The organism is Psychrobacter sp. AH5 (assembly GCF_040371085.1).
Taxonomy (GTDB): domain Bacteria; phylum Pseudomonadota; class Gammaproteobacteria; order Pseudomonadales; family Moraxellaceae; genus Psychrobacter.
The window spans coordinates 58819-72194 of the sequence record NZ_JAMBMT010000001.1 but is presented as its reverse complement, the minus strand read 5'-3'; the positions used below and the strand labels follow the sequence as shown (position 1 = coordinate 72194).

At 44.0% G+C, this 13376-nt stretch carries 12 protein-coding genes and 1 pseudogene; 8 read left to right on the top strand and 5 right to left on the bottom strand.

Features of this window, described 5'->3' with window-relative positions; all coding sequences use genetic code 11:
- Positions 1–234 precede the first annotated feature (234 nt).
- Together M0N77_RS00330 and M0N77_RS00325 are read right to left on the bottom strand one after the other, a co-directional pair.
- Entirely contained in the window at positions 235–1134 is a 900-nt protein-coding gene (locus tag M0N77_RS00330; RefSeq protein ID WP_353102478.1) for a BON domain-containing protein, read from the bottom strand.
- Positions 1135–1219: 85 nt separating this feature from the next.
- Positions 1220–1726, bottom strand: a complete 507-nt coding sequence (locus M0N77_RS00325; protein ID WP_353102476.1) for a YraN family protein — start codon at positions 1724–1726, stop codon at positions 1220–1222.
- 128 nt (positions 1727–1854) lie between these two features.
- Here M0N77_RS00325 and rsmI point away from each other — a divergent pair, with 128 nt between their 5' ends.
- Positions 1855–2790, top strand: coding sequence for a 16S rRNA (cytidine(1402)-2'-O)-methyltransferase (rsmI, locus tag M0N77_RS00320; RefSeq protein ID WP_353102474.1), 936 nt, complete (start codon positions 1855–1857; stop codon positions 2788–2790).
- A gap of 99 nt (positions 2791–2889) precedes the next feature.
- Positions 2890–3909, top strand: coding sequence for an adenosine kinase (locus M0N77_RS00315; protein WP_353102472.1), 1020 nt, complete (start codon positions 2890–2892; stop codon positions 3907–3909).
- A 161-nt stretch (positions 3910–4070) separates the two neighbouring features.
- Here M0N77_RS00315 and M0N77_RS00310 read toward each other — a convergent pair whose 3' ends face one another.
- Together M0N77_RS00310 and nfuA are read right to left on the bottom strand one after the other, a co-directional pair.
- Positions 4071–5375 (bottom strand): aminotransferase class I/II-fold pyridoxal phosphate-dependent enzyme, encoded by a 1305-nt coding sequence (locus tag M0N77_RS00310; protein WP_353102470.1) that lies wholly within the window; start codon positions 5373–5375, stop codon positions 4071–4073.
- Positions 5376–5572: 197 nt separating this feature from the next.
- Positions 5573–6262, bottom strand: coding sequence for a Fe-S biogenesis protein NfuA (nfuA, locus tag M0N77_RS00305; RefSeq protein WP_353102468.1), 690 nt, complete (start codon positions 6260–6262; stop codon positions 5573–5575).
- A 548-nt stretch (positions 6263–6810) separates the two neighbouring features.
- On the opposite strand from nfuA, the pseudogene M0N77_RS00300 reads away from it, so the two are divergent.
- From M0N77_RS00300 to M0N77_RS00275, 6 genes and pseudogenes are all read left to right on the top strand, one after another.
- Positions 6811–7156, top strand: a pseudogene (locus M0N77_RS00300) (carboxymuconolactone decarboxylase family protein).
- A gap of 221 nt (positions 7157–7377) precedes the next feature.
- A complete protein-coding gene (locus M0N77_RS00295) occupies positions 7378–8283 on the top strand; it encodes an alpha/beta fold hydrolase (RefSeq protein WP_353102466.1) in 906 nt (301 codons plus the stop codon).
- A gap of 113 nt (positions 8284–8396) precedes the next feature.
- On the top strand, positions 8397–9038 hold the full coding sequence (locus M0N77_RS00290; RefSeq protein WP_353102465.1) for a glutathione binding-like protein: 642 nt from the start codon (positions 8397–8399) through the stop codon (positions 9036–9038).
- Between the two features lie 191 nt (positions 9039–9229).
- Positions 9230–10273 carry a bifunctional nicotinamide-nucleotide adenylyltransferase/Nudix hydroxylase gene (locus M0N77_RS00285; RefSeq protein ID WP_353102463.1) on the top strand — a complete coding sequence of 348 codons (1044 nt, stop codon included), beginning with the start codon at positions 9230–9232 and terminating at the stop codon, positions 10271–10273.
- Between the two features lie 106 nt (positions 10274–10379).
- Positions 10380–11789, top strand: a complete 1410-nt coding sequence (locus M0N77_RS00280) for a nicotinate phosphoribosyltransferase (RefSeq protein WP_353102461.1) — start codon at positions 10380–10382, stop codon at positions 11787–11789.
- Entirely contained in the window at positions 11783–12592 is an 810-nt protein-coding gene (locus M0N77_RS00275) for an SGNH/GDSL hydrolase family protein (RefSeq protein WP_353102460.1), read from the top strand. Before M0N77_RS00280 ends, M0N77_RS00275 begins: the two co-directional genes overlap by 7 nt.
- A gap of 122 nt (positions 12593–12714) precedes the next feature.
- On the opposite strand, the gene M0N77_RS00270 is transcribed toward M0N77_RS00275, so the two are convergent.
- The gene (locus tag M0N77_RS00270) at positions 12715–12984 is read right to left on the bottom strand and encodes a type B 50S ribosomal protein L31 (RefSeq protein ID WP_353102458.1); all 270 of its coding nucleotides are present in this window, start codon (positions 12982–12984) and stop codon (positions 12715–12717) included.
- Positions 12985–13376 lie beyond the last annotated feature (392 nt).

The following is a 13376-nucleotide window of genomic DNA, read 5'->3' as shown; positions in this document are numbered from 1 at the left end:
TAAAGCTCATTTTTTGGCTTCACTGCCAGTAACTATGTGACTATGTATAAGGCCTACCTCTAATCAATCAGCTTATTCTTTTATAGTACTGTTTTATGACACTGTTTTTATAGCCTTGCTTCTATAGCCTTTTGCCAGTAATTATTGTAACGGGTTAATGAACCGCTAGCAGATAATTACTGTTATAACCGTTAGCATTCTTGTGAGTGTAAACACCGATCAACAATAAAGCCTTTACTGATCTTGATACAGGTCGATATAAGGGCTCGATGATTCTGATGGCGCTAGATTATCAATAGGCGCTTCTGCATTGTTAGTCACCACAGGAGCCAAAGTAGGGTTATCCGTGGGCGCGACCATTGGCGTTCTAATTACCGCGGTAGCACTTGGTGCAGCGCCCGGTATGGTAACGCTGATATCCGATCTCAGACTAGGGTCAGGCATGATATCTTCATTACTAATAGCAGCGCCGGCATCGTTCACTAAGGTAGTAAAGAGCACCAGCTCTGTGATACCCGCTGTGCTGTTAGCAATATCGATAAGATTGCTTTGCTGCGTAGGTGTCATCCGCCCCATAACGTAAGTGACGCCGTTATTGGTCACCGCTTTGATTTGTGAGGATTTTACTCCATTGCTAGCTGCTACTTTTGCCAACAGCTTTGAGGTGATATAACCATCTTGTACTGTCGAGCTATAACCACGAGCCACGCTGACTTGTAGCTCATTATAAACTTGACGCACATCCGGCATGGATTTTAGCACTTGCTCGATTTGTGATTTTATCGCTTCGCTCGGTACCTCGCCAGTTAGTAACACCTCGCTGTTGAAGCTATCGATGCTCATACGGCTGTTTTGCTGCAAGTTTTCTTGCAAGCCATAAATATTGATTTTGGCGGTATGCTCAATACTTCTATCAAGTAATCGCTGCGGAATAGTACGCTCCGTCATAGGCACGCCGTAAGTGCCATTGGTACTATTGGTCAGATAATTAGTGGTACAACCGGTTAGCGCCATACTACTTACTATTAAGCCAGCTAACATTTTAGTAGTTGCCACTTTACTAAAGATTATTGTGCTAAGCATTTTGTGTTGTGGTCGTTGTGAGCGAGCAGTGAGCAGATGCATCCTTGTCATTAGTTATCTCCTAAAGCGTCATTGATGTCATTAATCTAAATAAATTAAGTCCAATAAATAGGCGTATAAGCCCTATATAATATCATTACCAAGCCTTGGCTATAAAAGCTCCTGCTAACCACTCAGGCTGAGCTAGCTGTGAAGCGCCTGCCGTAGTCGATTGATTTATATTATAAGCAATCACATCAAAACGGCAGTCAAGATCTGCGTATTTGGGATGCTTGTATAAAAAGTATTTGGCAGTTTTGATAATTTTATTTTGTTTGGCAGGGGTGACACTGAGGGCAGCATCGCCAAAAGCTGACAGCCGGCGCTGACGTACTTCAATAAATACCAAAGTCGACCATGTCGCGCCAACCTCTAACATCACCAAATCTAGCTCGCCAACTTTGGGCTGTTGCCAGTTTTGAGCAATAAGAATTAGCCCTTTTGCTTGTAGATACTGACAAGCTTGGCGCTCATAATGGCTACCTTGACGCTGCTTGGGTGAGCTTAATACTAGGGGCTTATTATCTGCCTTTTTGTCTACCTTTCTATCCGCCATAGCGCTAATTAGTCTGCTCAACATTTCAGAATTATCATAGCACAACATGCTAAACTAGCTAGGTTTTTGGCGCATGCTATTATTTATAACATTTACTTAAATGCACTAGTTACTCAATAAAGGCGCAACTTGTACCTCCTTGAGAGGCTATTTTTAATTTTTCTAATGAGGTTTTCATGTCTACCCCTACCAAGATGCCGGCGTGTTTATACATTGTGGCGACCCCTATTGGCAATATGGCCGACATGACCCCTCACGCCATTGAGACGCTAAAGCAAGTCGCTATTATCGCTTGCGAAGACACTCGCACCTCAGGCAAGTTACTATCACATTTTGGTATAAACACTAAAGCTGACAAAGTAGCCGATGTTCGCAATGACGAAGCAGATGCTTTAACAGATAACGACGCTAATAAAAAAGGCCATAATAAGCTTTGGGCTTATCATGAACACAATAGCGCTATTCAAACCCCAAAAATCATTGAGATGATCCAGCAAGGCCATTCGGTGGCGCTAATTAGTGATGCTGGCACGCCATTAGTCAGCGATCCGGGCTATCAGTTAGTACAAGCTGCTCACGATGCCGGAGTCACCGTCTCGCCTATTGTTGGCGCTTCAGCCGCTATCGCTGCGCTATCGGTTGCAGGCCTACCCTCCAATCGCTTTAGCTTCATTGGTTTTTTGAATGCCAAAACTCATGGCCGTCAAAAACAACTTGAGGCGCTAAAGTCGCGTACAGAAACCTTGATATTTTATGAAGCGCCGCATCGCATCATCGCAAGCTTAACCGATATGGCGGCCGTCTTCGGTGCTGAGCGCGAGGCGACCTTTTGTCGCGAGCTAACCAAAACCTTTGAAACGGTACATAAAACCACACTTGCTGAGCTGATTGAGTTTGTCAAAGCTGATGATAATCAGCAGCGCGGCGAAATCGTAGTAGTGGTTGCAGGAGCAGCTAGCGTCCAAGATAGCGATGATATTAGTGTCCATGACCAACTACTAATGCGGCTACTAGAGGACTTGTCAGTAAAAAAAGCTGCAGCTTTGGCCGCTGATCTCACTGGCGTCAAAAAAAATGCCTTGTATCAGCGTTTACTTGAGCTGCAGGCGTAAGATAGTTGATTGGTGATAACAATTTGATAGATTTTAAACTACTTATCTTAAAACATAGGTTTTAAAACACAGTTTTTAGCTCATTTAAGGAGGCAAGTCATGTACGATGTAATAGCAGTAGGTAACGCTTTGGTGGATCACGAATATGTGCTTAGCGATGCTGAATTAGAAGAGACGGCATTAACCAAAGGCAATATGACGCTAGCGCAGTTTGAAGATCAGCAGCAATTGCTCGCCTATTTTCAATTAGCAAATATTGAACCCTCAAAGCAGGCCGGTGGCGGCTCAGCAGCTAATGCTATGTACGCTTTTGCCAGCTTAGGCGGTAAGCCTTTTTATGCTTGCCGCGTAGGCGATGATGAGCCGGGTCAGTTTTATTTGCAAGATCTAAATAAAGCAGGAGTAGCGACCTCAGAGCAGTCAGTTCATAGCGGCGGTGTGACAGGCTCTTGTGTGGTTGCGGTGACTGACGATGGTGAGCGCACTATGCAAACCTATCTTGGCACCTCTGCTGATATCGCAGAAGAAAACGTCAACTTTGAGGCTTTAATAAAAGCAGATTGGTTGTATTTAGAGGGCTACCTAGCGATGTCTGCAACCATTCAACCGGCTATGACCAAATTACGTCATCAAGCCGGTATCCATAATGCCAAGATTGCCGTAAGCTTTGCAGATCCTGCGGTAGTGAAGTTTGCCAAAGAGGGCCTGCTCAATATGCTTGGTAACAAGGTCGCGGTGATATTTTGTAATAGCGAAGAGGCCAAGCTATTCACGGAGAAGAAGCAGATTAAAGCCGCAGCTCGCGCCCTTCTCGATTATTGCCACATCGCGGTAGTTACCGATAGCGCTAACGATACTATGATCGCTCATAAGCCTGATAATCAGTCAGAGGTAAGCGTTCATCAAGTGCCTACTCCTAAAGTAATCGATGTCATCGATACCAATGGCGCTGGTGATAACTACTCTGGGGCTTTTTTGTACGCGTTGTCTCAGCATTACTCCTTACCCGAATGCGGACGTCTGGCGGGCGAAGTATCGGCGCAAGTGATTCAACAGTTTGGCCCGCGTTTAGAGTCGCAAGTGTACAAAGACATTGCACGCAGAGTACTGAGCGCGTAACTAGCTATAGTGCTAACCTATAATGCTAGCTGATAATGACAACGACAGTTATATCTATAGTTGTGAGTGGTTTTGAGCTTTAAGCTGGTAAATAAAAAACTCCCATCTCAATAAATGAAGTGGGAGTTTTATTTTGAGTAACTACTATGTTTATTATTGTATTAAGCGGCAGCCAAAGCTTGTTCTAAGTCGGCTTTGATATCTTCAATATGCTCAATACCGATCGATAATCGTATCATATCTTCGCTCACGCCAGCTTGCTTAAGCTCCTCAGCATTTAACTGACGATGGGTGGTGGTGGCCGGATGGCTTGCCAAAGATTTTGCATCGCCAATATTGACTAGACGGGTAATCAATTGCAAAGCGTCAATAAAGCGCGCACCAGCTTCGCGGCCCCCTTTTACGCCAAACGTTAAAATAGCAGATGGCGTGCCTTTCATGTATTTTTGCGCCAGCTTATGATCGGGGTGATCTGCTAGGCCAGCATACTTAATCCAAGCGACTTTATCATGGCCTTTTAGATATTCAGCGACCGCTTGCGCGTTTTGTACATGGCGCTCCATTCGTAAACTTAAAGTCTCGATACCTTGCAAGATACTAAAGGCATTAAGTGGGCTTAGTGCTGCCCCTGTATTACGTAGTGGTGCTACGCGCGCACGCGCAATAAAGGCCGCTGCGCCCACATCTTTGACAAAATTTACCCCGTGATAGCTCACATCTGGCTCGTTTAACAGCGGGAAACGCTCAGGATAGTCCCCCCAAGCAAATTTGCCACTATCAATGATAGCGCCGCCGATAGAGGTGCCCGTACCGCTCATATACTTGGTCAATGAGTGAATGACAATGTCAGCACCGAACTCAAAAGGACGGCAAAGCGCTGGCGTGGCCACAGTATTATCAATCACCACTGGTACGCCATATTCGTGCGCGATATCGCTTACCGCTTGAATATCGATGATATTGCCAAGTGGGTTACCGATACTCTCAGCAAATACCATCTTGGTCTTATCATCAATTAGATCACGGATAGACTCAGGGTCGTTATGATCAAAGAAGCGCACCTCAATACCTTGGCGCGGCAACGTATGAGCAAATAGATTATAAGTACCGCCATATAGCGTCGATACTGCGACGATATTATCTCCTGCCTGACAGATAGTCTGCACCGCGTAAGTAATCGCTGCCATGCCAGAGGCGACTGCTAAACCGCCAATACCGCCCTCTAATGCTGCAACGCGCTCTTCTAACACTGCGTTAGTTGGGTTCATAATGCGGGTGTAGATGTTGCCAGCGACTTTTAGATCAAATAAATCTGCCCCGTGCTGAGTATTATCAAAAGCATAAGAGCTGGTATGATAAATAGGCACCGCTACCGCTTTGGTGGTAGGCTCTACGGTATAGCCGGCATGAATAGCTAAAGTCTCTAAACGTTGGCTATTGCCGTTTTCTAGTTGTTCTGCACTCACAAAGTACTCCTTATTCGTTATAATCATTAAAAAAACATTTTGCCAAATGATAGGCATAAAAAAAGCTGAGTTAATCATAACCCAGCTTCCTTATGAAAAGAATAGCGAATTTTTCATTACTTAATGAATATATCTCATAAGCAAAGTCAATTCATACTTTATCTTTACTCAGAGCTTGCTTATTTTTCACTTAGAGCCTACTTATAATAAGCGTTTTCAGTACGAGTATGGTCGGTATCATCGACCACTTGCGTCAGCTCTGGTATTTGCTGCTTAAGCTGCACCTCAACCCCTTGACGTAAAGTCATATCGACCGCTGAGCAGCCCTGACAACCACCACCGAATTTCAGCACAGCAGTCAGGCCGACGCCTTCTTCTTCGATCAGCTCCAGCAATTGCACATCGCCACCATGCGCCGCTAAACTTGGGTTAATCTCCGATTGCAGCACATAGTTAATACGCTCCTCAATGCTCGCATCAGCGCCTACTTTTGGCACTTTTGAATTGGGCGCGCGGAAAGTCAGCTGCCCACCGAAACGATCTTTATTATAATCGATGACTGCATCTTCTAAATAAGGTACAGAGGCGGCGTCAATAAAGGCCTCAAAGCTATCATAGCTGAATTTGAGATCGGCGCTATCTTCTTCGCCAGGTTGGTTATAGGCCATACAGCACTCAGCGCGCGGCGTACCTGGATGCTCAACAAAAATACGTACACCAATGCCGTCAGTATCTTGCTTGGAGAGCAAATCTGCTAGATAACCTTGGGCAGCTTCGGTGATAGTAATATTGCTCTTGATCTGGGTTTGCTCAGTATCAAGCGCTGATTCAAATTCTGCTGATTCAGCGTTAGCAGGAGCGGCTGCGCTTGGGTTTTGATTACTCATAATGCTTCCTATATGTTAGGACACTAGTGCGCTTTTTTTGCAGCTTGAGTGTCTTTAAGGGGTAATAATGGTCAGATAAGTTAAACAGAATTACTGTGTAAACAGCTATTCATTAGCTAAAGCTGTTAAAGCTAAGTAAGCATCCGTCTATAAATCATCAGTATTTATTATTAGAATTGTTCAATACTAACGAGCTAGGGTTTTGTACGTTCAGTATGCTCATTATAACGCAATAAACAGCCAATTCCGACTGCGCCACTATGAATTAATAAAAACTAACAAAATCGTTGCATAAAAGTAGCTCTGACCTTAACGGACTATCGCTAACAAAGCTTTAAGCTGTTCATTTATATGTAGCCGATGACTTTAGTTTCAAGTATCTCCTATCTTTACAAAGTTTACTGTTAAGTCATTCTCACTCACTCTCTGTTGGCTTTAATTTTATAACAAATCCGCATTAAGGGGCTTGATATAATATATTTATTTATATATTATAATAATTAATATTAAATATATGGTCTAAATGTCAAACCAAAGAGGAGTAACCCATGAGTAAATCATTCAAAGATATCACCAAACACGTCTCCACCAACATGGCAAAGCTACATAAAAACATACCCGAAACCACCAAAGCTTTCTCACAGCTTAGTGCCGCGGCCACTGCTGATGGCGTACTTGATCTAAAAACCAAAGAGCTAATTGCATTGGCATTAGCCGTTGGCGGTCGCTGTGATGCTTGTATTGGCTTTCACACCAAAGCTTTGGTTAGACTTGGCGCGACAGAGCAAGAAGTCGCTGAGACTCTAGGCGTTTGTGTATATGGGCGGTGGCCCCTCGATGATGTATGCAGCAGAGGCGGTCGCGTCATTTAACGAATTTAGTAAAGCGGACTAAAAAGCAACTGAGTTATACAATAAAAGCTAAGCAAACTAGCTAAATACTATAAAAAGTACTATAAAAAACAAAGCACTGTAAAAACAAAACCATTAGCAGCCAGTAAGCAACTCTCTTACTGGCCTTTTTTATAATAATAAAAAGAGGTAAAAAATATACTAATCAAAATAAGTTAAGATAGTGCTTTTACTCTGCCCCCTTTATCGCCCTGAGCTGCTTTTATGATTACCGAAACTCTAAAGCTAGTAACTACGAGAGATAATGAGCAAGTTGCCGTTTGGAAAGTCACGGCTGCTGGTGAAAAGTCTACAACGCATAGAGCGCATAAAGCACAAAACATCTTTTTAACCCATGGTACTTTTTCAGATAAAAAAGTCTGTTTAGGAATTGCCAGTTACTTATGCCAATTAGGTCATACTTGCTACGTCATGGAATGGCGCGGTCATGGTCATAGCTCCTCACCAACCGAAGAATTTAACTTCGAAACGGTAGCGACTTATGACTATGAAGCAACTTTTTGCTATTTATTCGATGAGCTAAAACTCGATAACCTGCACTGTGTGACTCATAGCGGCGGCGGTGTTGGACTGGCGATGTTTTTAGTCCAATACCCTGACTATATCGATAAAATAAACAGTATTAGCACCTTTGCTTGTCAAGCCTACGGCGCCGTAACCACTCCTATCAGATACACCCAAATACTGGCACTGAAATTAGTCACCAAGTTACTGGGCTATATACCTGCCAAAAAGCTGGGTTTAGGGCCTTTTAACGAGAGCTACTACACCATGAGCCAGTGGTATGACTGGAATCTACAGAAAAATTTTAAAAGTAGCTTTCTTAAAGATAAAGATAAAAATCAGTATTTTGATTATCGAGCAGCTATGGTAGATATAACTCCTCCTGTCTATGCTATCAGCGGCAAAGGCGATCGTTTTGTCTCGCCTACTCGCGGCTGTAAGCTATTTTTTGATAATTTTGGTAATGCTGATAACGTCTTTATCGAATACTCGTTGGCGAACAGTCATTTGGAAGATTACGATCATACGCGAGTGCTAATGAGCCGCCATTCATCGAATGAGATTTGGCCTACCGTTGCTGCATGGATTGATAACTATGCAAGTTAAGCTTAATCAGTAGCGCTACAACTATTATTACTAACTTCACAGAAGGTAACGGACTTACCTAAGCTCGCTGTTTAGACTTTATAATGATAATCAATAATTAACAGGAGTAAATTATGAAGTTATACGTCATACCAGGGACTTGCGCAGTCGTGCCGCATACCGCTTTGGAGTGGACTGGCGCTGATTATGAGCTTGAGTTGCTAGATCATGATTCAGTCAAATCAGAAGAGTATTTGCGTATTAATCCACAAGGCGCTGTACCTGCAATTGTCGATAACATTGAAGGCTCCGACATCATCGTCACTCAAAATATCGCCACCCAAGTCTATATCGATGCCAATTATCCTGAGGCTAATATTTTTGGTATGGATACCTCAGCGGCGGGCAAAGCCGATATTATGCATTGGTTAGCTTTTATTAACGCTGACGTTCACAAGGCTTTTGCGCCGCTGTTCGGTCCTGATGGTTTTGTGGAAGGAGAAGCGGCACAAGAGAGCTTAAAGAAAAAAGCCAAAGACAATATTGCTCATCTTATGAGACTGCCTAATGAGCAATTGGGTAAACAGGACTATTTAACAGGCACCAAAACCACGGCTGATGTCTATCTCTATATAACGCTAACCTGGGCGAAGAAGTTTGAGATTGACTTATCCAAATACAGTAATATAAATGGCTTTATCAAACGTATGGAGGCTGATGATGGCTTGACTGCCGTCATTGAACAACAAGGTCTAGAGAAGATTGAATCACTATAGATCAGTCTTAGCTTGATAAATAATCACTATAAAGCCCTTCTATTTTTAGAGGGGTTTTTTATAAAGCATCTATTTGTGCTTCCACAAAACATCTTTACACTTGTCAGCCACTCTTAAGCTGTGTCAGTATTAGCGTCATTGCATACACTTGTCGCCATAATAAATAAGTTTGTCGTAGGGAATGGAGCTATATGAGCCAATCATCAGCCAAGAAAAATAATAAAAAACATTATAATTATCTAGTTTTTATCGGCCGCTTTCAGCCTTTTCATTGCGGGCATATGGCCGTCATCAATGAAGCCCTAAAACGCGCAGATGCGGTTATTATACTTATTGGCTCTGCTAATCTGCCGCGTAGTCTGCGCAATCCTTTTTCGGTCAGCGAGCGCACTGCTATGATCAAAGGCGCTTATGCAAAAGCTGAGGCGGATAGAATCCACTGCGTAGCGCTTGATGACGCGCTTTATAACGACACGCGCTGGCTTAAATATGTCCAAGCTAGCGTACGTTCGGTTACCGGCGATCTAAACGCTGATATTGGTCTTATCGGTCATTCAAAAGACAGCTCTTCTTACTATTTATCGCTATTTCCTTATTGGGCCTCAGTCTCGGTGCCAAACTATCATAATCTATCCGCCACTCCTATTCGTGATAGCTATCTGATGGGCGCGATGCCAACCCCTGAGCGTACCCCTGAGGCGACTCGTCAAGTGCTCAGCGAATTTAGAGAAACCTGCGAGTATCAGCGCTTGCATGAAGAGGCGGGATTTATTGATAAGTATAAAAAACAATGGGAAGCGGCGCCCTATCCGCCGACCTTCATGACCGCCGATGCTTTGGTGGTGCAATCTGGACATATCTTACTTGTTGAGCGCCGCAGTATGCCGGGACGTGGTCTTTGGGCCTTGCCGGGCGGGTTTCTCAACCCCAAAGAGACTCTATTTGATGCCTGTATCCGTGAGCTACGCGAAGAGACCCGTCTCAAGGTACCAGAGCCAGTACTGCGTGGCTCATTTCACAGTCAGCATACCTTTGATGATCCTTATCGCTCCGCACGTGGACGCACCATTACCCAAGCTTTTTATTTACAATTAAAGAGTGATGCCGAAGGTCTACCAAAAGTCAAAGGCGGTGATGATGCCGCTCGCGCTTTTTGGTTACCACTGGCTGAGCTTGATGCCAAGATGATGTTCGAAGATCATTATGCCATTATCACAAAGATGGTTGGGCTTTGATTGATTACTACGTTTTACCACCTAAGCCGATAGACGGCAAGGGTCAACTGCCGTAACTGCCCCTTAAAAAAGCAGCTACGGTATTTTAAAGCAGAGGAGTTCTGTGATGTACACCAGCAATTTTAAAAATTTAATCTTAAATTCTGACAGTTATAAAACCTCACACTGGGTGCAATACCCAAAGGGTAGCGAGTATATGTCAAGCTATGTTGAGGCTAGAGGTGGCGATTATGATGTGGTGTTCTTCGGTCTACAAGCCTTTATCAAAGAGTATCTTAGCCGCCCTATTACTCAGCAAGATATCGATGAAGCGGAGTTGGTGATTAAGGCACATGGCCTACCCTTCAATCGTAGCGGTTGGCAGCGTTTGCTTGAGAAGCACAGCGGCTATCTGCCAGTATGTATCGAGGCTGTGCCTGAAGGTAGTATCGTGCTAGTCTCGAATGTGGTCTGTCAGATTGTCAATACTGATCCTGAGTTCTATTGGCTGCCAAGCTATCTTGAAACCGCCCTACTACGCGCTATTTGGTATCCCTCAACGGTCGCTAGTATCTCCTATTATTGCAAAGGTATTATTCGTAAAGCATTAGAGAAGTCCGCTGATAATACTGATTCGCTACCTTTTAGATTGCATGATTTTGGCGCGCGCGGAGCCTCAAGCTTTGAATCAGTAGCGCTAGGCAGTCTTGCAAACTTAGTTAATTTCTCGGGTACCGATTCGATGACCGCTTTGGTGGCTGCTAGTCGCTGGTATGGAATGGATAAAGACATGGCAGCTTTTTCTATTCCTGCCGCTGAGCACAGCACCATGACTGCTTGGGGACGCGAAGGCGAAACGGCGGCTTTTGCTAATATGATTGAGCAATTTGGCGGTAAAGATAAAGCCTTTTCGGTAGTTTCAGACAGCTACGACTTATGGAATGCTATCGACAATATTTGGGGTGACGCGCTAAAGGAGGCGGTCAAAAATATGGGCGGCACTTTAGTTATCAGACCTGATAGTGGCGAGCCGATTAAGGTGGTGCGAGAAGCTTTAGAGCGTTTAGCGGTGAAATTTGGCACTACTATCAATAGCAAAGGCTATAAAGTGCTGCCTGATTATGTACGGCTCATTCAAGGCGATGGTATCAGCGCGCAAAGCTTAGGTAAAATCATCAATGCGGTCATGGAAGCTGGCTTTAGCGCTGAAAATATCACCTTTGGCATGGGCGGCGGTTTGCTGCAACAAGTCAACCGCGATACGATGAGCTGGGCGATGAAAGCTAGCGCCATCTGTATCAATGGCGATTGGCAAGATATCTATAAAGATCCAGTTACAAGTCATTCTAAACGCTCCAAAAAAGGACGACTGGCCTTAATAAAAGATAGCAAGGGTCAAGTAAGAACGGTTAAGACCGAGCAATTAAAAGCTGATACTCACGCTAATAGTGAAAGCTTACTGCGTAAGGTCTATGTCGATGGCAAATTAATGGTTGATGATAGCCTAACAGTTATAAGAGAGCGTACAGGATGGTAGTAGCAGTTAAATTATCAGCGAAAGATGTGCTTCTTGCGCCTATTTATATTTATCAAGGGCGTAAAGTAAAGCGTGATACCGTGCGCTTGCCTGAACCTGAGGGCGAGCGTCATGGTCAGCTTCATCTTAGCCAAACTGGTAAGCTGACAGCCGCTAGAAGACTGACTCTGATGTTAGTTGGCGACTCTGCAGCCGCAGGCGTGGGTAGTAAGACGCAGACAGATGCGCTAATCGGCAAGCTCATACCGGTCTTACAGCAGCAAGCGATTATCAACGCCCAATTCGATATGATTGATTGGTCACTACAAGCGACAACCGGACATACTAGCTTCGATATTTTGCGCCGCTTGTATGTCATGCCAGCGCCTAAGCTGCCAGTCGATGTCATGGTGCTAAGCGTCGGGGTCAATGACACCACGACCAATATCGCTAAACACCACTGGCAAAAGCATTTGGAGGAGATTATCGCTGTTGCTAAACGCAAATTTGGCGTACGTGTGCTTATCTTTTCAAGCTTACCACCGATGGCGCAGATGCCTGCCTTGCCAGCACCGCTAAATGACTTTATAGGAGCCATCGCGACAAGTTTAGATAAAGTATTGCAGCAAGTGTGTGCTGAGCACGGCGGCGTCTACTACATGGAAGCGGACTTTAAGCGTATGAGTGAAGAGCATAGCAATGGTCAGCCCATCGACCCCGCTACTATGTTTGCTAGTGATGGTTTCCATCCTAGTCCCATTACTTATAAGTACTGGGCTCAGCAGTTAGCTGAGCTTATTAGCGAGCTGCTAAAGGCTAAATAAAGGCTAAAATTTGTCACCTTATTGTAGGATGGAACCCATAAACACAAAAAACCGCTGAATATTCAGCGGTTTTTTGTATGTTTTGACTTATTATCATAACAAGCCAAATCCAGTCGTAAAGCTTACTCAGCGGCTTTTTTGCTACGACCACCAAACGCACCAAAGCGTTTGTTGAAGCTAGCAACACGGCCTTCAGTAGAGCTCTTACGCTGCTCGCCTGTGTAGAATGGGTGTGACGCACTTGAGATATCAAGCGGATAGTATGGGTATTCTGTGCCTTCATACTCGCGAGTGGTCTTGGTCTTAACGGTTGAGCGAGTTAAGAAAAACACGTCAGCGTTAGTGTCATGGAATAAAACTTCTTGGTAATTAGGATGGATATCTTTACGCATAATAATCTCTCTAGGTCCGATGTATGTCTGCTTAATACTTTAAGCTCTTAAACATACGTAACTGAGGCACTAAGCACATCTATCAGTCTAGCCATTGTGTCACTGGCTTATTCCAGTACCCAACACCACACCACTGCTCCTTAGCCTATCCCCAGCGGGAAAATTGAACCGCGATTTTAACGGTTTTTAAGCGCTAATGCAAGTAGCGTCTATGCTAGCTGGCACGGTTACCACTAGTCAGTAACAGCACAAAACTTATCTTAATATAGTTGTTAATACAATTACTACATATTAGTTACTCCACAAGCAAAAAAGCAGCTATCTCAAGGAGTAGCTGCTACTGTTTTTAACCTTAATAAGGTTTAAAGGATTTATCTTAAAAGCTGCATTTT